The sequence below is a fragment of the Thermomonas alba genome (assembly GCF_022419205.1).
Classification (GTDB): domain Bacteria; phylum Pseudomonadota; class Gammaproteobacteria; order Xanthomonadales; family Xanthomonadaceae; genus Thermomonas; species Thermomonas alba.
In genome coordinates this window covers 5001-22721 of the sequence record NZ_JAJOZU010000009.1, presented here as the reverse complement: position 1 = coordinate 22721, position 17721 = coordinate 5001, and the positions used below count along the sequence as shown (strand labels likewise).

Annotated in this window: 17 protein-coding genes; 8 read left to right on the top strand and 9 right to left on the bottom strand. The window is 69.2% G+C overall.

The window, feature by feature from the left end; translation table 11 throughout:
- Positions 1-138 precede the first annotated feature (138 nt).
- The 3 genes from ML342_RS11060 (at position 139) to ML342_RS11050 (ending at position 4647) form a co-directional block, all read left to right on the top strand.
- Positions 139-969: a glycine zipper 2TM domain-containing protein gene (locus ML342_RS11060; RefSeq protein WP_275672475.1), complete on the top strand. Its 831-nt coding sequence runs from the start codon at positions 139-141 to the stop codon at positions 967-969.
- A gap of 191 nt (positions 970-1160) precedes the next feature.
- The gene (locus tag ML342_RS11055; protein ID WP_240127091.1) at positions 1161-2324 is read left to right on the top strand and encodes an acyl-CoA dehydrogenase family protein; all 1164 of its coding nucleotides are present in this window, start codon (positions 1161-1163) and stop codon (positions 2322-2324) included.
- Between the two features lie 88 nt (positions 2325-2412).
- The gene (locus tag ML342_RS11050; RefSeq protein ID WP_439655197.1) at positions 2413-4647 is read left to right on the top strand and encodes a thiamine pyrophosphate-dependent enzyme; all 2235 of its coding nucleotides are present in this window, start codon (positions 2413-2415) and stop codon (positions 4645-4647) included.
- Positions 4648-4680: 33 nt separating this feature from the next.
- Here ML342_RS11050 and ML342_RS11045 read toward each other — a convergent pair whose 3' ends face one another.
- The 7 genes from ML342_RS11045 to ML342_RS11015 all read right to left on the bottom strand — a co-directional run bounded on the left by ML342_RS11045 (position 4681) and on the right by ML342_RS11015 (position 11307).
- The gene (locus ML342_RS11045; protein WP_240127089.1) at positions 4681-5307 is read right to left on the bottom strand and encodes a PepSY-associated TM helix domain-containing protein; all 627 of its coding nucleotides are present in this window, start codon (positions 5305-5307) and stop codon (positions 4681-4683) included.
- Between the two features lie 13 nt (positions 5308-5320).
- Entirely contained in the window at positions 5321-7447 is a 2127-nt protein-coding gene (locus ML342_RS11040; protein ID WP_240127088.1) for a TonB-dependent receptor, read from the bottom strand.
- Positions 7448-7654: 207 nt separating this feature from the next.
- Positions 7655-7984: a non-heme iron oxygenase ferredoxin subunit gene (locus ML342_RS11035; protein ID WP_240127087.1), complete on the bottom strand. Its 330-nt coding sequence runs from the start codon at positions 7982-7984 to the stop codon at positions 7655-7657.
- Complete coding sequence (locus ML342_RS11030; protein WP_240127086.1) at positions 7981-8535, bottom strand: GNAT family N-acetyltransferase; 555 nt, start codon at positions 8533-8535, stop codon at positions 7981-7983. The genes ML342_RS11035 and ML342_RS11030 overlap by 4 nt, the downstream gene beginning before the upstream one ends.
- A 21-nt stretch (positions 8536-8556) precedes the next feature.
- Positions 8557-8988: a barstar family protein gene (locus ML342_RS11025; RefSeq protein WP_240127085.1), complete on the bottom strand. Its 432-nt coding sequence runs from the start codon at positions 8986-8988 to the stop codon at positions 8557-8559.
- Positions 8985-9422, bottom strand: coding sequence for a guanyl-specific ribonuclease (locus ML342_RS11020; protein ID WP_240127108.1), 438 nt, complete (start codon positions 9420-9422; stop codon positions 8985-8987). Before ML342_RS11020 ends, ML342_RS11025 begins: the two co-directional genes overlap by 4 nt.
- A 97-nt stretch (positions 9423-9519) precedes the next feature.
- The gene (locus ML342_RS11015) at positions 9520-11307 is read right to left on the bottom strand and encodes a M14 family zinc carboxypeptidase (protein ID WP_240127084.1); all 1788 of its coding nucleotides are present in this window, start codon (positions 11305-11307) and stop codon (positions 9520-9522) included.
- A 135-nt stretch (positions 11308-11442) separates the two neighbouring features.
- Here ML342_RS11015 and ML342_RS11010 point away from each other — a divergent pair, with 135 nt between their 5' ends.
- From ML342_RS11010 to ML342_RS11000, 3 genes are read left to right on the top strand one after another with little or no spacing between them, the layout of a single operon-like run.
- Entirely contained in the window at positions 11443-12078 is a 636-nt protein-coding gene (locus ML342_RS11010) for a glutathione S-transferase family protein (RefSeq protein ID WP_240127083.1), read from the top strand.
- A gap of 17 nt (positions 12079-12095) precedes the next feature.
- A complete protein-coding gene (locus ML342_RS11005) occupies positions 12096-12701 on the top strand; it encodes a rhomboid family intramembrane serine protease (RefSeq protein ID WP_240127082.1) in 606 nt (201 codons plus the stop codon).
- A gap of 19 nt (positions 12702-12720) precedes the next feature.
- Positions 12721-12999, top strand: a complete 279-nt coding sequence (locus ML342_RS11000) for a GNAT family N-acetyltransferase (RefSeq protein WP_240127081.1) — start codon at positions 12721-12723, stop codon at positions 12997-12999.
- A gap of 6 nt (positions 13000-13005) precedes the next feature.
- Here the strand turns inward: ML342_RS11000 and greB are convergent, their stop codons facing one another.
- Together greB and ML342_RS10990 are read right to left on the bottom strand one after the other, a co-directional pair.
- Positions 13006-13509 carry a transcription elongation factor GreB gene (greB, locus tag ML342_RS10995; RefSeq protein WP_240127080.1) on the bottom strand — a complete coding sequence of 168 codons (504 nt, stop codon included), beginning with the start codon at positions 13507-13509 and terminating at the stop codon, positions 13006-13008.
- Between the two features lie 7 nt (positions 13510-13516).
- Positions 13517-15031: a helicase HerA-like domain-containing protein gene (locus tag ML342_RS10990; RefSeq protein ID WP_240127079.1), complete on the bottom strand. Its 1515-nt coding sequence runs from the start codon at positions 15029-15031 to the stop codon at positions 13517-13519.
- A 125-nt stretch (positions 15032-15156) separates the two neighbouring features.
- Here ML342_RS10990 and ML342_RS10985 point away from each other — a divergent pair, with 125 nt between their 5' ends.
- Entirely contained in the window at positions 15157-16689 is a 1533-nt protein-coding gene (locus tag ML342_RS10985) for a transglycosylase SLT domain-containing protein (RefSeq protein ID WP_240127078.1), read from the top strand.
- Positions 16690-16893: 204 nt separating this feature from the next.
- Positions 16894-17241, top strand: coding sequence for a TfoX/Sxy family protein (locus ML342_RS10980; protein WP_240127077.1), 348 nt, complete (start codon positions 16894-16896; stop codon positions 17239-17241).
- Positions 17242-17721 lie beyond the last annotated feature (480 nt).

The following is a 17721-nucleotide window of genomic DNA, read 5'->3' as shown; positions in this document are numbered from 1 at the left end:
GGCATTCAGTGAGCTGAACCCTTTATTCCGCAGTAGGTGGGTGCATACTGCCTGCTCGGGGCCGATTCAGTTTCAGCGTGCTGCAATCGACCGCGCTCAGGGGGGGGGCGTTTCCATTCACTCATGCGGGAGCCGAACATGTCCAACAACACCACCCTCGCCATCGCCGTCGCGGCCGCCCTGGTGGTCGGCGGCGTGGCCGTCGCAGGTTACATGAATGCTCGCAAGCCGCAGCCGGCCGAGGCCGCCGCGCCTGCGGCTGCCGTCGCCCAGCCGCCGGCAGGCGCCAACGGCGAACCCATGCCGGCCAGCAATGCCATTCCGGCCTCCGCCGCGCCGCGCCTGGAGTACGCCGACGTGCTGGACGTCAAGCCGGTAATCGCCCGGGAGCCGCTGTACGCCACCGTGCTGCGCAGCGAACCGATCCGCGAGACCAATACCGTCAACACCCCGCGCGAAGTGTGCGAAGACGTGGTGGTGCAGGAGCGTCTGCCCGAGCGCGATGGCAATGTCGGCGGCACCGTGGTCGGTGCCTTGGTCGGCGGACTGGTCGGCAACCAGGTTGGCAAGGGTGATGGCCGCAAGCTGGCGACCGTCGCCGGCGCCGTGGCGGGCGGCTATGCCGGGCGTGAGATCGACAAGCGCCACGAAGGCGGCAAGGTGGTCAGCCGCACCGAGCGCCAGTGCCACACCGTCACCGGCACCTCCACCAGCGAGCGCACGGTCGGCTGGAACGTCACCTATCGCAGGCCCGACGGCAGCACCGGCACGATGCGCATGGACAGCAAGCCCGGCAGCCGGATCGCGCTGGGCGACGGCAGCAAGACGATCGGCTACGACGTGACCTACCGCTACAACGGCGAGCAGCACACCGTGCGCATGGACGGCAAGCCCGGCGCGCAGCTGCCGGTGATCGACGGGCGCGTGGTCACCCAGACCGCCGCCGCCGACGGCGCGACCATGCGCTGACACCACATCTACAAGCGGATTGCACGCGGGGCCGGGGTGATCTCCGGCCCCGTTTTGCAGGGGGCGGCGAAACGCACGCGCAGGGCAGCGGGATCGACGATTCGCAGAGGAAACTCGGCGGATCGCACGTACCGCCTGTACGGGCCGCAAGATTACAATGACGGTTCGTCCATCCTGACCGTCAACCTGCCATGGCCCTGCACCCCTACGACCTGTACGACGTCCGTTCGATGCTCAGCGAAGAAGAGCGCGCGGTGCAGGACACCGTAGCGCGTTTCACCGACGAGAAGGTACTGCCGATCATCGGCGAGTGCTTCGACGCCGGCCGCTTCCCCAAGGAGCTGATTCCGGAGATCGCAAATCTCGGCCTGCTTGGCTCGTCGCTGCCGGAGCAATACGGCTGCGCCGGCCTGAACTCGGTCAGCTACGGCCTGATCTGCCAGGAGCTGGAGCGCGGCGATTCCGGCATCCGCAGCTTCGTGTCGGTGCAGAGCTCGCTGTGCATGTATCCCATCTACGCCTACGGCAGCGAAGAGCAGCGCCAGCGCTGGCTGCCCGAGATGGCCGCGGGTAAGGTCATCGGCTGCTTCGGTCTGACCGAGCCGCACGGCGGCTCCGACCCGGCCAACATGAAGACCCACGCCAAGCGCGATGGCGGCGACTGGGTGATCAACGGCGCCAAGATGTGGATCACCAATGGCAATCTGGCCGACATCGCCATCGTCTGGGCGCAGACCGACGAGGGCATCCAGGGCTTCATCGTCGAGAAGGGGATGCCCGGCTTCGCCGCGCAGGAGATCAAGCACAAGATGAGCCTGCGCGCATCGGTCACCAGCGCGCTGTACTTCGACAATGTGCGGGTTCCGGAGGCCAACCGTCTGCCCAACGTGAAGGGGTTGAAGGGCCCGCTGGGTTGCCTCACCCAGGCCCGCTACGGCATCACCTGGGGCCCGATCGGCGCTGCCATCGCCTGTCTGGACGAAGCGCTGCGTTACAGCAAGGAACGCATCCTGTTCGGGCGTCCGGTGGCCGCCACCCAGGCCGCGCAGCTGAAGCTGGCCGACATGGCCCGCCGCATCACCCTGGCCCAGCTGCTGTCGCTGCAGCTGGGGCGGCTGAAGGACGCTGGCACCATGCAGCCCACCCAGGTTTCGCTGGCCAAGTGGAACAACGTGCGCATGGCGCTCGACATCGCCCGCGAGGCGCGCGACCTGCTCGGCGGCGCCGGCATCACCACCGAGCACTGCCCGATCCGGCATGCGTTGAACCTGGAGTCGGTCGTCACCTATGAGGGCACCGAGACCGTGCACCAGCTGGTGGTCGGCCGCGAGCTGACCGGCATCAACGCGTTCTGATTCCGATCGGCCGCGCGCGCGGCCGACTGCATTCGCATTTCACGAGGCCCGCATGTTCGCGCCCGTTCCGCATCCCATTCCCGCTCGTATGAGGGGCGTCAATCGCGCCGAGATCTGCGACGTCAACTTCCAGGAGTTCGTGCGCAGCTGGAGCGGCCGCGTCCAGCCCAGGCCGGCGCCGCAGGAGCCCATCCTCGACGGTAGCGCGCTGGACGCCCGCAGCTTCCGCGAGCTGTTCGAATCGCAGCTGATCTCGCGTCACCTCGACCTGATGGCTCGCGTGCTGCGGGTGCAGAACAAGGTCTTCTACACCATCGGCAGCAGCGGCCACGAAGGCAACGCCATGGTCGCGCGCGCCACCCGCCATACCGATCCGGCGTTTTTGCACTACCGCAGCGGCGGTTTCATGGCCGAGCGCTTCCGCAAGCTGCCGGGGATGGATCCGATCATGGATTCGGCGCTGAGCTTTGCCGCCAGCGCGGAAGACCCGGCCAGCGGCGGCCGTCACAAGGTGTGGGGCAGCAAGCCGCTGTGGGTGTTGCCGCAGACCTCCACGATTGCCTCGCACCTGCCGAAAGCGCTGGGCACCGCGATTGCGATCGAGACCGCGCGCCGGTTGAACCAGCCGCTTCCGGTGCCAGACGACAGCATCGTGATCTGCTCGTTTGGCGACGCCTCGGCCAACCACGCCACTGCGCAGACGGCGTTCAATGCCGCCAGCTGGACGGCGTATCAGAAACTGCCGGCGCCGGTCTTGTTCGTATGCGAGGACAATGGCATCGGCATTTCGGTGAAGACGCCGGCGGGCTGGATCGGTGAGAGCTTCCGCCACCGTCCAGATCTCGACTACTTCTATGCCGACGGCCTGGATCTCGCCGCCGGCTACGGTGACGTGCTGCGCGCCGTGGAGCACTGCCGGCGCACGCGTCGGCCGACTTTCCTGCATTTGCGCACCACCCGCATCATGGGGCACGCCGGCACCGACTTCGAGATCGAGTGGCGCAGTCTGGAGGAGCTCTGCGCGGTCGAAGCCAGCGACCCCTTGCTGCGCAGCGCGGCGATCGCGCTGGAGTCGGGGCTGATGACGCAGGAGGAAATCCTCGCGCTGTACGAGGACATCCGCCGCAAGTGCTTTGCCGCCGCCGAGGAGGCCGATCGCCGCCCGCGCCTGACCACCCTGGCGCAGGTCATGGCGCCACTGGCGCCGTACACCCCGGACGAGGTACAGGCCGAGGCTACCCGCGTGCCGGCGCTGGAGGCCCGCATCAAGGCGTTCGGCGGCGAGGACAGGCTTCCCGAGAGACAGCCGCCTCGACATCTGGCCATCCAGATCAACCAAGCTCTGCACGATCTGATGGCCAAGTATCCGGAAACGCTGCTGTTCGGCGAGGACGTGGCGCAGAAGGGCGGCGTGTACACCGTCACCAAGGGCCTGTACAAGGCCTTTGGCAGCAAGCGCGTGTTCAACACGTTGCTGGACGAGACCACGATCCTGGGGCTGGCGCAGGGCTTCGCCAACATGGGGCTGCTGCCGATCCCCGAGATCCAGTACCTGGCCTACCTGCACAACGCCATTGACCAGCTGCGCGGCGAGGCCTGCTCGCTGCAGTTCTTCAGCAACGACCAGTTCCGCAACCCGATGGTGGTGCGCATCGCCGGGTTGGGCTACCAGCGCGGCTTCGGCGGGCATTTCCACAATGACAACTCGGTGACTGCGCTGCGCGATATCCCGGGCCTGGTCGTGGGGTGCCCCTCGCGTGGCGACGACGCTGCGATGATGCTGCGCACGCTGGCGACGCTGGCGAAGGTGGACGGCCGTGTCAGCGTGTTCCTGGAACCGATTGCGCTGTACATGACCAAGGACCTGTACGAGCCGGGTGATGGCCAGTGGCTGACCGCCTACCCGGCGCCCGACCAGGCGCTGGTGCTGGGCGAGGAACGCGTCTACGACGCGGACGCCACCGACTGCGTGATCTTCACCTTCGGCAACGGCGTGCCGATGAGCCTGCGCGCCGCGCGCGAGATCCAGAAGAAGCATGGCTGGAAGGTGCGCGTGGTGGATCTGCGCTGGCTGGTGCCGCTGAACCACGCCGCGATCGCCAGGCATGCCGGCGAATGCGAGCGCATCCTGATCGTCGATGAAGGCCGCTTCAGCGCCGGTATCGGCGAGGGCGTGATCACCGCGATCACGGAAGCCGGCCACGGCGGCAAGCCGCTCAAGCGCGTGGTCGGCGCGGACACCTACACCCCGCTGGCCGGCGCGGCGTTCCTGGTGATCCCGAAGGACGAGGACATCCTCGCCGCGGCCGACGCCCTGGCGTGACGCGCACGGGAGGCCTTGCTTGGGCTGCTGGCGCTAGCCGAGGGCGAGCGCCAGCACCGCCGCAAACACGAGGGTGGACAGCCCCATCACGCTGAACACCAGCTCGCGCGCACTGCGGCCGCGCCCCCACATCCAGATCCCGGACAGCCCGAGCAGCAGCATGCCGATGGCGAAGCTGTCGGCCAGCAGGCGCCAGGGCAGCCCGCCACCCACGGCCTTGTGCAGGCGGTTCAGCGCGGCCAGCGGCGAATGCTGGCTGTACTTGAGCAGGGCGCGGTCGCTGCCTGGGGCATAGTCCAGCGTCCACGATTGCCGCGCGTTGCCGCCGCTGAGCGACCACTTCGGCGCCGGCCTGCCATCGCCGCCGGGTCCACCCTTGCGGATCAGCTGCGCATCCAGCCCGCGGGTGTGCCTGAGCCATAGCGAGAGCTGCTCCGGGGTGGCGCGGGCGCTGGCCGGGATCGCCAGCGTGACGCGCGCGGTATCCCGGGACTCGCCCTGCGGCCAGGCGCCTTCTCCCATGCGGTGGTTCAGCACCAGCCCGGTGGCGCCGTACAGGATGGCGGCCAGCGCGCCCCAGGCGCCGATCCACAGGTGCAGCTGGCGGACGAAGCGGTGCAGCGTGCCGCGCCGGCGCGGCGGGGAAACGTTGGCGTGCATGAGCGGTCAGTCGTCAGTAGCGGACGTTGAGCGTTACCCACGCGCTGCGCGGCGCGCCCGGGCTGATGTTGTTGTTGCTGTGCGCACTGGCGAAGTAGCGCACGTTGCCCAGGTTCTCGACGTTGAGCTGCACCTGGAGCTTTGGCGAGAGCGTCCAGTACAGCGCGGCGTCCAACCGCGTGAAGGCTGGCAGCGTCACCGCATTGTCCACGTTGGCGAAGATCGCGCCCCGATGGATCAGCCCCAGGCCGACGCCCACGCGTTCGCTGAAGTCGTAGCGGTTCCACAGCGAGGCGGAATGCCGCGGCAGCTGCGCCAGCCGGTTGCCCTTGACCGCGCTGGCCGACTGGGTGGCGGTGATCGCGCCGTCCTGCCAGGCGTAGCCGCCCATCACCTGCCAGCGTTCGCTGATGCGGCCGGCCAGGCCCAGCTCCACGCCCTGGCTGTACTGGCCATCGACCAGGATCAGGCGGGTGGCATCGTTCGGGTCGGTCACGGCCACGTTGCTGCGCTCGAGCCGGTACATGGCGATGCTGGCCTGCAGGTCGCGCCGGATATCCCACTTGGCGCCCAGCTCGCGGTTGTAGAAGCGTTCCGGCTTCAGCGCGGCGTTGCTGGCGGTGAGCGAGGCCAGCTGGTCGCCGGCGCGCGGCTGGAACGCGGTGCTGACGCTGGCATAGAGCGAGACCTCCGCATGCGGCTTGTAGATCAGCCCGGCGCGGGGCGAGAGCATGTCATCGTCGCTGCGCAGCCACTGGCCGTTGCGGTTGTTGCGCAGATCGACCCGGAAGGCGTCGTAGCGCAGGCCCACGATTGCCTGCCAGCGCGGCGAGAACTCGATCTGGTCCTGCAGGTACACCGCCGCCGTGCGCGCGATGCCGTGGTTGTCGGCGTCGCTGGCGCTCTGCTGGAAGGTCACCGCCACGTCCACATTTGGGCTGGACACCGGCACCACGTTGGTACCCGGCGCGAAGTAGCCGGTCTGGCGGAAATTGTCGGTCACCTGGCGCCCGAGCTCGGCCCCGGCCAGCACGGTATGCCGCAGCGCGCCGCTGCTCACCTCCCACACGAGGTCGGTCTGGTTGAACAGGTTGCGGCGGCGGGTGGCGTCGCGATAGGCCGACAGTGTCACCGTGCTGCCATCGGTGCTGACCGCGCCCGGGAACACGTTCTGGTAGTACTTGTCGTAGTCGGCCCAGCGCAGGTGGTTGCGCAGGCGCAGGGTGTCGCTGAAGGCGTGCTCCAGCGTGGCGTCGAAGGCGTCCACGTCGGCTTCGGTGCGACTCAGGCGCGGGTTGCCGAAAAAGGTGGACGGGTCGGTGCGCAGCGGTCGGCCTTGATAGGAGGGCACGCCGCGGTCGGCGGTGCGGTCGTCATGGAAGCGCTCGTAGGCCAGCACCACGGCGGTCGCGGCACCGAGGTCAAAGTTCAGCGACGGATTGAGCCCGTGGCGCTTCAGATACACGTCGTCGCGGAAGCTGCCGGAGTCCTCGGCCATCGCGTTGACCCGGAAGCCTGCGTTTTCGCCGAAGCCCTGGCCGAAGTCCACGGTCGCGCGCCGGCGCAGGTTCGAGCCGAACTGCAGGGTGGCGCTGCGGTGGTTCATGCCGTCGGCCAGCTTGGTGATGCGGTTGATCACGCCGCCGCTGCCGCCGCGCCCGAAGATCATCGCGCTCGGGCCTTTCAGCGCCTCCGCGCGCTCCAGGTTGTAGGTATCGCGGAAGTACTGCACGTCGTCGCGGATGCCGTCCACGTAGAAGTCGCCGGTGGAGCTGATGCCGCGCATCACCGGGGTGTCGCGGTTGCCTTCGCCCTGCGCGGTGCCGACCCCGGGCATGTAGCGGAAGGTCTCGTTGAGGCTGGTCACGCCCTGGTCGGCGACCAGCTTGTCGGTGACCACGGTGACCGCCTGCGGCACATCCAGCAGCGGGGTGTTGGTCTTGGTCGCGCTGCGGGTGGTGCGGGCCTGGTAGTCCGGCAGGTAGCGCTGGCCGACCACGATCACCGCATCGATGTCCTTGGCCGGATCGCGGCGGTCATCCAGCGGCGGTTCGCCGGCGTGTGCGGTGCTGGCGAGGATCAGCCCGATGGCCAGGGTCAGCGGGGCGCGCAGAAGCGAGTGCGGGGACGAGGCAGGCATGGCTTGTGATCTCGGAAAAGAAGAAGGGTGCGTGCGGGATGAGAGCGGCGGGTGCCGCTGGTGTGTGCATAATAATAAGAACGATTCGCATTTACAACCAACGAGGCGGCGCGCGCCCCGCGTGCCACCGCGCCGGTCTGGTGAGGCTTCAAGGGGAGGTCCGCTGCCGCGTGGCGGACGGGCGGGGTCGCCCGCCGTGGGCGTTGGTCAGCGGTCGTCGCGGACGTACACGCTGCCGTTCTCGACCTTCACCGGGAACTTGGCGACCGGTTCGTAGGCGGGTGCGCACAGGGCGCGGCCGTCGCGCACGTCGAAGCGGGCGCCGTGCAGCACGCATTCCACGTCGCCATTGGCGGCGTCGAAATGGCCGGCGGACAGCTCGAAATCCTCGTGCGAGCAGCGGTCTTCCAGCGCGTACAGGGTGCCGTCGAGATTGAACACCACGATCGGGGTGCCGGTGGTCTCGTCGAAGACGGGCTTCATTTCGCCGGGCAGCAACTCGGCGGTGCTGCACACGTACGTCCACGGCGTGCTCATGCCATCGCCTCCGCGCGCAGCGGCTTTTCCAGCACTTCGAAGCGCAGATCCTGCCGTTTGGGCAGACCGAAGCGCGCATCGCCATAAGGGAACGGCTTGAACACGCCGGTACGGCGGTAGCCGCGACGCTGGTAGAACGCGATCAGCTCCGCGCGCAGGTCGATCACGGTCATGCGCATGACCGGCAGGGCCCATTCATCCCGCGCGATGCGCTCGCACTCGGCGAGCAGCCGCTTGCCGATGCCGGCGCCTTGCAGGGTGGGCTCCACTGCGAACATCCCGAAGTAGCCGGCGCCGTCGTCCTCGGCCACGTGGGCGCAGGCCAGCAGGCGACCTTCTTGTTCCAGCACCGGCACCAGGCTGCGCGGACGCGTGAGATCCGCGGCCAGGATCTCGGGGTCGATGCGGTTGCCGTCCAGCAGGTCGGCTTCGGTGGTCCACCCGGCGCGGCTGGCCTCGCCGCGATAGGCGCGGGTCACCAGATCCACCAGGGCCGGGATGTCGTCCAGCGTGGCGCGTCGCAGCGCCGCAGCGATGGGGTAAGTGCTCATCCCGATATGCTAGCGTCAAGCTCAGAGCGGCGGTGGGAAGTCGCTCTCGGGCAGGGCCAGGAACGCCCAGAACGGCACGTTGCGCTGCTGCCACGCCACCGTGGCCACATCGAGGATGTCCAGCAAGATGTCGAAGCTGGTTTCGTCGGCATCGCGCAGATCGCCGGCATTGGCCAGCAGCAGCGCATAGCCGGACGCCGGCAGCCACGACAGATCGCGCAGGTGATCGCTGAGGGCATCCCAGTTGCGGGCGCCGGGCGGCATCCCCAGGGCATCCTGCAGGCGCTCGATCAGCGCGTCCTTGCCGTCGCAGTCGCGCAGGTCGATCCGTCGCTGCAGCAAGTCGGCATCTTCGGCCAGCGATGCCAGCGCGTCGAGATCATCGTCGGTGACGAAGAACACCCCGGCCTGGCGGGGATCGTCCAAGTCGAGGATAGGGGTGTCGTCGTTCATGGGCAGGTTCCGCTGGGGCAGGGTACGTCGAAGCGGCGGAAGCTCGCGTAGTGATCATCGGTGTAATACCACTCGCGCGGCGGGGTGCCGCCGGTGACGATCCGGCGCGTGCCGCGGCCGCGCGCGCCGGGCGTGGGCACGGTGTATTCGCGATACCAGCCGCGCGGCTGGCGCGGCAGGTGGCCTTCATAGTTGCCGAATACGCTGCCGTCCTGCGGATACGGGAACGGGCCGCCGCGCTGGATCAGGGCGACGGTGGCGCGCGCCTCCGCCGGCAGGAAGGCGGGCAGGGCGGGGCCTTCGCTGCGCGTGGCGGCGACCGTGGGCACGGCGATGAGCGGGTTGATCGGCGCCTTGCCCGCGGCGGGCAGGCCATGCCGCCAGCCGAGCCCCGCCAGGGCGGCCAGCAGCAGCCAGAGGGCGGGCGACTTCAGCCGCACGGCAGGAGCGGGAAGGTTCCAGGCATGCGGCCAGCATGGCCCGCACCGCCCCTGCAGGCAAGCGACTGCCGTCACACGATCGTCATGGCGATCAGTCCGGCACGCGGTCGGTGCGCAGCACCGGATAGCGGTTGTAGCCCGCGTCCCAGGCCGGGTGGCGGCGATAGAAGAAGTCCAGCCGCGCGCGCGGGCTCCTGGCGAACTCGGGGTCGTCCTTCAGCTTCTGCGCGAACGCGGCCTTCAGCGCCGGATCGCGCGCCAGCATCAGCCGCGCCTGCTCCTCGGCGACGTAGCCTTCCATGTATTCCTTGCGCTCGAAGCTGTTGTTGAACAGCCCCCAGGCCGCCATCGAATCGGGCGCCTGCGGCTCCAGGATCGCCATCAGCAGGCGCGCCTTCGGCTGCGCGATCGGCACGAACAGCGCCCCGGCGCCGAGATCGACGACGGTAGACGACCACGCCCCGGACACCGTGGCGCGCTGGTGCGCTTCCACCGGGGTGGCGGAGAACGCCACCTGGTCGGCGGTGAAGGCCTGCACCGGCGTCTGCGTCAGTGGGCCTGAGAGGGTGCGGAAGTCGATCCCGTGCAGGCGCAGCAGCGCGCCCACCTGCGCGGCATATTCGGCGGGTACGAGATAGCCGGCATGTGGTGCGACCACGCTGAGCGCGGGCACGATGGTGTCGCGCAGCGGCAGCATCCACAGCTGCGGCGTGGTTTCGTCGTACACCGTCATCTCGCCGCCGGAGATGTCCGAGTGCACGCGCTTGTAGGCATAGCCGAGGAAGTCGATCACGCGCTTGTCCTCGGTGGTGCGGTAGTCCAGCGCCACCGGCGTGCCGCCCAGCTGGCGGGCGCGCGCATCGGCCTGCGCGGCCAGCGCGCTCCACTGCGCGCCGTTCTCCGCCACCAGCTGCAAGGCGTCCAGCACCGCGTTGTAGGTGGCGCGCACGCGCGCCGGGTAGGGCTTCCAAGAATGGGTTTCCACCAGGATGACCAGCCGGTTGCGCAGCGGGAAATAGCCGCTGGAAAAGCGCGGCGGATAGGCGCTTTCCACGAAGCCGCTGGAGGGGTCGTCCTCGCGCACGAAGCTGGGATAGAAGCCCACCGGCAGCGAGCCCTGCGCCTTCAGGCGGTTGATGATGCCGTCCTTGAGCGCGCGCCCGGCCGCGCGCAGCGCCTCGTCGCCCACGTTCACCGGCTCGCCGGTGATGGAGATGTCGTGGCGGAACTTGGCGCCGTCGGTGACGTGCAGGTCGAGCGTGAGCAGCGGGTCCCACTGGTTGATGAGCCCCAGCATCGCCTGCATCTCCGGCGCGTCGGCCTTCACGTAGTCGCGGTTGAGGTTGAGGCGCTGGGCGGTGACCCGGAAGCCCATCTGCTCCGGGCCGCGCTGGTTGGGGCGGTTCCAGGCGCGGAAGTTCTCGTGGCCGTCCACGTTGAACACCGGCACCAGCAGCAGCACCACGCGGTCGAGGAGGCGCTGGCCCGGCGTGTCCAGTTTGCCTTGCAGCAGGTCGCGCGCGAGCGCGAAGCCGGCGTCCTTGCCGTCGATCTCGCCGGCGTGGATGCCGCCCTGCACCAGCACCACCGGCAGCCCGCGCGCGCGCGCGTCCTCCGCCGTCAGCGCGCCGCGGGTGGAGATCGCCAGCGCCTTCATCGGCCGCCCTTGCGGCGTGGCGCCGAAGTCGAAGCAGCGCACCGCCTTCGGGAAGGCCTGCTGGTAGGCATCGCACAGCGCGACCACCTCGTCGTAGCGTCCGGTCTGCTGGTAGCCGCTGCGTTCGGCCACGGTGGACAGCGTGGGGCGGGCGGCCATGCCCGGCAGGCAGGCGGCCAGCAGGGCCAGGGCGAGGAAATGGCGGCGGATCGCGCGGGTCATGGGCAGGCTCCGGTGGGCCGCGCGATGGTAGCCCAGCGCAGTCCGCGCATGACCCCTGCCCAAGGGCACGGGGCGCGCGGCGGCGGCTGTGGGAAAATCCGGGCATTCCTCCCGCGCCCATCCCGCGAGCCCGCCATGTCCAACGTCCTGTACTACGCCCCCGGCGCCGCCAGCTTCCTCGTCCATTGGCTGCTGATCGAAACCGGCCTGCCGTATGAACTGCGTCGAGTGGATATCGCCGCGTGTGAGCAGAAATCGCCCGAGTACCTGGCGCTGAACCCGAACGGCGTAGTGCCCACCCTGGTGCTGGACGGCAAGCCGCAGTACGAGGCGGCCGCGCTGGCGATGCTGCTGGCCGAGCGCCACCCGCAGGCCGGCCTGGCCCCGGGCATGGATGATCCGCGCCGCGCCGACTACCTGCAGTGGATGTTCAACCTCGCCAACATGGTGCAGCCGCTGCTGCGGCAGTGGTGGTATCCGCACGAGCCGGCGGGCGAGGCGCAGGCCGAGGAAGTGCGGCGCCACTGCGCCGCGCGCATCGAGGCGCAGTGGGACCGGATCGACGCGCACCTGGCCGCGCACGGCCCGCACCTGCTGGGCGAGGCCGTGAGCGTGGCCGATTTCTACCTGGTGATGCTGATGCGCTGGTCGCGCAACATGCCGCGCCCGGCCACCGAGTGGCCGCAGCTGGCGGCACTGGCACAGCGCTTGAAGGCGCGGCCCTCGTTCGCGCAGCTGTACCAGCGCGAAGGCCTCACCGAGTGGGCGTGAGCGGAGGAGGTTGAGCGATGTCGGCCACCCTTCTCATCGTGCTTGCCACCGTGCTGGTGAGCTGGCGCGCGTTCGGCGATCCGCGCCTGCTCGACCGTCTGCTGCTGTGGCCGCCGGCGCTGGCGCGGCAGCGCCAGTACGAGCGCCTGCTCACCTACGGCTTCGTGCACGCGGACTGGGCGCACCTGCTGTTCAACATGATCACCCTGTGGTCGTTCGGCAGCACGGTCGAGCGCGTGTTCGCCGGCTGGATCGGCACCGGCGGCTTCGTGCTGTTCTACCTGTCGGCGATCGTGGTAGCGATCCTGCCTACCTACCTCGCGCACCAGCGCGACCCGAACTACCGCAGCCTGGGGGCGTCCGGCGGCGTGTCGGCGGTGCTGTTCGCGGCGATCCTGTTCGACCCCTGGAGCACGCTGATCATCTTCCCGATCCCGCTGCCGGTGCCGGCCTTCCTGTTCGCCGTGCTGTACGTCGGCTACAGCCTGTGGATGGACCGGCGCGGCCAGGGCAACGTCAACCACAGCGCGCACCTGTGGGGCGCCGCCTACGGCGTGCTGTTCACCCTGTTGCTGCAGCCGGCGGTGGGGGCGCATTTCGTCGGCCGCCTGCTGGGTTCTTGATCCATCCCCGGAGACCGCGATGCACACGATCCAGCACGATCCCGCCCACCAGCGCTTCAGCACCGAAGTGGATGGCTACCCGGCCCGGGTGGACTATGCGCTCGACCCGGCCGGCGCGGTGATGGCCATCACCCACACCATCGTGCCCCCGGAGATCGGTGGCCGCGGCATCGCCGGCGCGCTGGTGCAGGCCGCGCTCGAGCACGCGCGTGCGCAGGGGTGGAAGGTGGATCCGCAGTGTTCCTACGCCGACGCCTGGATGCGCCGCCACCCCGAGTTCGATGCGCTGCGGCGCTGAGGGCGGTCAGCCCGGGTAGCGCACGTCCACGATCACGTAGCGCACTAGGCCGCCGGGCAGCTGCACCTGCACCTCGTCGTCGATCCGCTTCTTCAGCAGCGCGCGCGCCAGTGGTGCGTCGATGCTGATCCAGCCGCGCGCGGCGTCGGTTTCGTCCGGGCCGACGATGCGGTAGCAGACGCACTCGCCGCTGGCGATGTTCTCCAGTTCTACCTCGGCACCGAAGAACACCGCCTCGCGGTCGGCGGGCGCGGCATCCACCACTTTCAGCACTTCCAGCCGCTTGCTGAGGTAGCGCACGCGGCGGTCGATCTCGCCCAGCTGCTTCTTGCGGTAGGTGTATTCGGCGTTCTCCGAGCGGTCGCCCTCGGCGGCGGCGGCGGCCAAGGCTTTGACCACCTCCGGGCGGCGCACGCGCCAGAGTTCGTCCAGCTCCGCCTTCAGGCGGTCGTGGCCGGCGCGGGTGATCAGCGCCGTGCTTTTCTCGGCAGGGGGACGCCAGCGACCCATGCGACCCTCACTTGCGACCACCGAACATGCCGCCCAGCAGGCCGCGCAGGATCTGCCGGCCCAACTGGCTGCCGACCGTGCGCGCGGTCTGCTTGGCCATGGTTTCGAGCATGCCCTGCCGACGCCTGGTGCCGAACAGCGCATCCTTCACCGCCTGGCCGAAGCCGTTGCCATCGCCGGCCGGCTCCGATTCCGCGGTCCTGGCGGCCGGTGCCTGCGCCTGCTCGGCGCGCGTCTGGGCCTTCTGCGCCAGCCGCTCCGCCGCGGATTCGCGGTCGATGCGGGTGTCGTACTTGCCGCCTACCGGGCTGCCGGCGCGCACCTGCGCGCGCTCGGCATCGGTGATCGCGCCCATCCGGCAGCGCGGCGGCGCGATCAGCGTGCGCTCCACCGGCATCGGCACGCCCTTGCCCTGCAGGGTGGACACCAGCGCCTCGCCCACGCCGAGTTGGCCGATCGCCTGCGCCACGTCCAGCGCGGGATTGGCGACGAAGGTCTCGGCCGCCGTGCGCACCGCCTTCTGGTCGCGCGGGGTGTAGGCGCGCAGCGCGTGCTGGAAGCGGTTGCCGAGCTGGCCGAGCACGTTCGTCGGCACGTCGTCCGGGAACTGCGAGCAGAAGTACACGCCCACGCCCTTGGAACGGATCAGCCGCACCACCTGTTCGATCCGCTGCTGCAGCGCGGCCGGGGCGTCGTCGAACAGCAGGTGCGCCTCGTCGAACACGAAGACGAGCTTGGGCTTGTCGAGATCGCCCACCTCCGGCAGCGTCTCGAACAGCTCCGACAGCAGCCACAGCAGGAAGCTGGAGTACAGCCGCGGCTTCAGGATCAGCTGGTCGGCGGCGAGGATGTTCACCACCCCGCGCCCGTCCGGCGTGGTGCGCATCAGGTCGGCCAGTTCCAGCGCCGGCTCGCCGAAGAAGGCGTCGGCGCCCTCCTGTTCGAGCCGCAGCAGCGCGCGCTGGATCGCGCCGATCGACTGCGTGCTGACCAGCCCGTACGCGGTGCTGATGTCCTTGCGCTCCTCCGCGATCAGATTCAGCAGCGCGCGCAGGTCGGCCAGGTCGAGCAGCAGCAGGCCGCGGTCGTCGGCCAACTTGAACACGATGTCCAGCACCCCGGCCTGGGTGTCGTTGAGTTCGAGGATGCGGCCGAGCAGGGTGGGGCCCATCTCGCTGATGGTGGCGCGCACCGGATGCCCGGCCTTGCCCCACAGGTCCCAGAACACCACCGGCGCGGCTTCGTGGCGGTAGTCCGCGATGCCCAGCTGGGCGATGCGCGCCTGCAGCTTCTCGCTGGGCGTGCCCGGCACCGCCAGCCCGGCCACGTCGCCCTTCACGTCGGCCAGGAACACCGGCACGCCCAGCCGGCTGAAGCCTTCGGCCAGCGTCATCAGGGTCACCGTCTTGCCGGTGCCGGTAGCGCCGGCCACCAGGCCGTGGCGATTGCCGAAGGCCGGCTGCAGATATACCGGGCCGCCGTCCTCGGTGGTGATGGCCTTCCCGACCAGGATGGGATCCATATGCAGCTCCATTCACGGATGCGCGGGATTCTATCGTCAAGCCCGCGTATTCATGCCGTGAACCTTGCCCCTACGCGGCCGCCGCGGCTACCCTGCCTGCCCCCAAGCGCTGCCGATGCCCGCCGATGCACCTTCGTTCCGTTGCCACCGCCCTGCTGCCGCTGCTGGTGGTCCTCAGCCTGTCCGCCCGTGCCGACGAGGCGCGGCGCGAGCGCGGCGGCGTGGCCGAATCGCGCCGCGACCAGGCTGCGGTGGCGGCGCTGCAGCAGCGCATGAACGACGCCGAGCAGCGCTACCGCGACGCCATGCAGGCCGAGGACGAGGATTCCGCTGCCAAGGCCACCACCGCCGCGCTGGCCGAGATGAAGGCGGTGGTGGATGCCTGCGGCAAGCAGCGCGGCTGCGAGGTGGAGCAGATGCTGGCCACCTACGAGCGCCTGCTGCAGGACACCCCGCGCTTCGATGATGCCGCCGCCGGCGACGACCCGCTGGACGAGCGCGACTTCACCGCCGCCGACGTGCCCGATTCCGCCAATGCAGCCGCGCTGCTGAGCGAGGACGGCCAGCGTTTCGTGAAGATGGTGCAGTTCAACCCTGCGGTACAGGCCGGCATCCGCCGCTGGCTCACCGACATGCGCCCGCAGCTGATGGACAGCTACGAGAACTACCGCTACATGCAGCACCTGATGTCGCCCGCGTTCCGCCGCTACGGCCTGCCGGAGGCGCTGTTGTTCGGCATCCTGGCCAAGGAATCGAACGGCAAGGTGCACGCCGGCTCGCGCGCCGGCGCGGTCGGCCCGCTGCAGTTCATGCCGGCCACCGGCCGCCGCTTCGGTCTGGGCGATGACGGCACCGGCTTCGACACCCGCTACGACCCGCGTGCCGCCGCCGATGCCGCCGCGCAGTATCTACAGGAGCGCCTGGCCCAGCTTGGCAACAGCATCGAGCTGGCGCTGGCCGGCTACAACGGCGGCGAAGGCCGCGCCCTGCGCGTGTACCAGGCGTCCGGCGGCCGCAGCTTCTGGGACATCGACGTGTACAGCCAGTTCCCGGCCGAAACCAAGGACTACGTGCCGATGGTGATCGCCGCCGCCTGGCTGTATCTGCATCCGAAGGAGTACGGCATCCACTGGCCCAAGGTCAGCGTGCGCCCGGCCACCATCACCCTGTCGCAGCCGGCTTCGCTGTACGAGCTCACCATCTGCCTCGGCAACTGGGGCTCGCGCGATGGCTATCTACGCCCGCTGCGCAACCTCAATCCGCGCTGGAGCCCGGACGTGATGCTGCCGGCCGGCACCGTGCTCAATGTCACCACCCGCATCGCCTGGCTGTACCGCTTCAACTGCACCCGCGGCAAGCGGCTGGAACTGGCCCAGCAGCTGATGGCCAGCGACGTGCGCTCGGCGCTGGTGCGCGTGGGCGACCCCATGCCCGCCAACGGCCCCGCCGCCAGCGACGCCCCGGCCCTCGCCGCCCCGGCGCGCGCCCCGGCCAAGCCCAAGCCCCGCACCTACAAAGTGCAGCGCGGCGACACCCTCAGCAGCATCGCCCGCAAGCAGCAGTGCGAGATCGCCGACCTGGCCAAGGCCAACCGCCTGAAGAAACCCAAGTACGCCATCAAGCCCGGCCAGATCCTGACGCTGGACGGCTGCGGCTGATTCCAGCCCGCGCGGCCTCGCTGCGCTTGTTGCCCGTCATCCCCGTTCCTTGCTCGTCATCCCCGCGAAAGCGGGGATCGCTCCTCGCGCGTCATCCCCGCAGGCACGGTTGACGTCATTCCCGCGAACGCGGGAATCGCTCCTTCCCCAACACCCGCGCTATCGTGAAGCCCCGCCGGCCCGCCCGGCCGCACGCCCCACGCCATGGCCACCGACACCGATTTCATCGCCTATCTCACGGAACAGGCCGGGCTGGGCGCCCGCCTGACTCACCGCCGCATGTTCGGGGAATACGCCCTCTACGTGGACGAGAAGGTGGTGGCCTTCGCCTGCGACAACAGCCTGTTCGTCAAACCCTCCGCCGCCGCCACGCGGCTGGCCCCGCACCTGCCGCAGCGCCCGCCGTACCCAGGTGCCAAGGAATATCCGGTGGCGGATGAGTTGCTGGACGATGCCGACCGCCTGCGGGAACTGCTGCTGGAAACGGCGGTGTTGATGCCGGCGCCAAAGGTGAAGAAAGCAGCCACGGCCAAACCCGCCAAGGCAAAGTAAACCCAGCAAAGCCCTGGCCGGGACGCCCGCCAATGCAGCACCATCCCCGCGCCCTTTGCGTTTGAGCCCGTCATCCCCGCTTTTAGCTTGTCATTCCCGCGAAAGCGGGAATCGCTCTTGGTTTCAGTCCGGAGGCCGCAGCGGCACCACGCTCCGCACCCCATCCCGTTTGGGCCCGTCATTCCCGCGAAAGCGGGAATCGCTCTTTGATATCAGTCGAGAGGTAGCAGAGCCATCTCTCGCCCATCCCATGCCCCGTATTTCGCGCACCGTCTCAGCCCGTGCGACGCAAACCCCCTGATTGGCGTCCTTGCGCCCGATGTTTCACGCAAACCCGCGCACCGCCCATGTCTCACCGAGATTGAGACGCCATGCGGCCTCCGCTGTCGGTACCACGCGTGGAACATTTTTGGAAGATGAGAAAGTCACACTTCTGCGTTGACATGAAAAAATCTTCCTGCGTAAGGGTTGCCTGCCAAT

Excerpts from the sequence above, each read along its gene's own strand:
- ML342_RS11060 (WP_275672475.1), top strand. The coding sequence starts at position 139 with ATGTCCAACAACACCACCCTCGCCATCGCCGTCGCGGCCGCCCTGGTG.
- ML342_RS11055 (WP_240127091.1), top strand. The coding sequence starts at position 1,161 with ATGGCCCTGCACCCCTACGACCTGTACGACGTCCGTTCGATGCTCAGC.
- ML342_RS11050 (WP_439655197.1), top strand. The coding sequence starts at position 2,413 with ATGAGGGGCGTCAATCGCGCCGAGATCTGCGACGTCAACTTCCAGGAG.
- ML342_RS11045 (WP_240127089.1), bottom strand. The coding sequence starts at position 5,307 with ATGCACGCCAACGTTTCCCCGCCGCGCCGGCGCGGCACGCTGCACCGC.
- ML342_RS11040 (WP_240127088.1), bottom strand. The coding sequence starts at position 7,447 with ATGCCTGCCTCGTCCCCGCACTCGCTTCTGCGCGCCCCGCTGACCCTG.
- ML342_RS11035 (WP_240127087.1), bottom strand. The coding sequence starts at position 7,984 with ATGAGCACGCCGTGGACGTACGTGTGCAGCACCGCCGAGTTGCTGCCC.
- ML342_RS11030 (WP_240127086.1), bottom strand. The coding sequence starts at position 8,535 with ATGAGCACTTACCCCATCGCTGCGGCGCTGCGACGCGCCACGCTGGAC.
- ML342_RS11025 (WP_240127085.1), bottom strand. The coding sequence starts at position 8,988 with ATGAACGACGACACCCCTATCCTCGACTTGGACGATCCCCGCCAGGCC.
- ML342_RS11015 (WP_240127084.1), bottom strand. The coding sequence starts at position 11,307 with ATGACCCGCGCGATCCGCCGCCATTTCCTCGCCCTGGCCCTGCTGGCC.
- ML342_RS11010 (WP_240127083.1), top strand. The coding sequence starts at position 11,443 with ATGTCCAACGTCCTGTACTACGCCCCCGGCGCCGCCAGCTTCCTCGTC.
- ML342_RS11005 (WP_240127082.1), top strand. The coding sequence starts at position 12,096 with ATGTCGGCCACCCTTCTCATCGTGCTTGCCACCGTGCTGGTGAGCTGG.
- ML342_RS11000 (WP_240127081.1), top strand. The coding sequence starts at position 12,721 with ATGCACACGATCCAGCACGATCCCGCCCACCAGCGCTTCAGCACCGAA.
- greB (WP_240127080.1), bottom strand. The coding sequence starts at position 13,509 with ATGGGTCGCTGGCGTCCCCCTGCCGAGAAAAGCACGGCGCTGATCACC.
- ML342_RS10990 (WP_240127079.1), bottom strand. The coding sequence starts at position 15,031 with ATGGATCCCATCCTGGTCGGGAAGGCCATCACCACCGAGGACGGCGGC.
- ML342_RS10985 (WP_240127078.1), top strand. The coding sequence starts at position 15,157 with ATGCACCTTCGTTCCGTTGCCACCGCCCTGCTGCCGCTGCTGGTGGTC.
- ML342_RS10980 (WP_240127077.1), top strand. The coding sequence starts at position 16,894 with ATGGCCACCGACACCGATTTCATCGCCTATCTCACGGAACAGGCCGGG.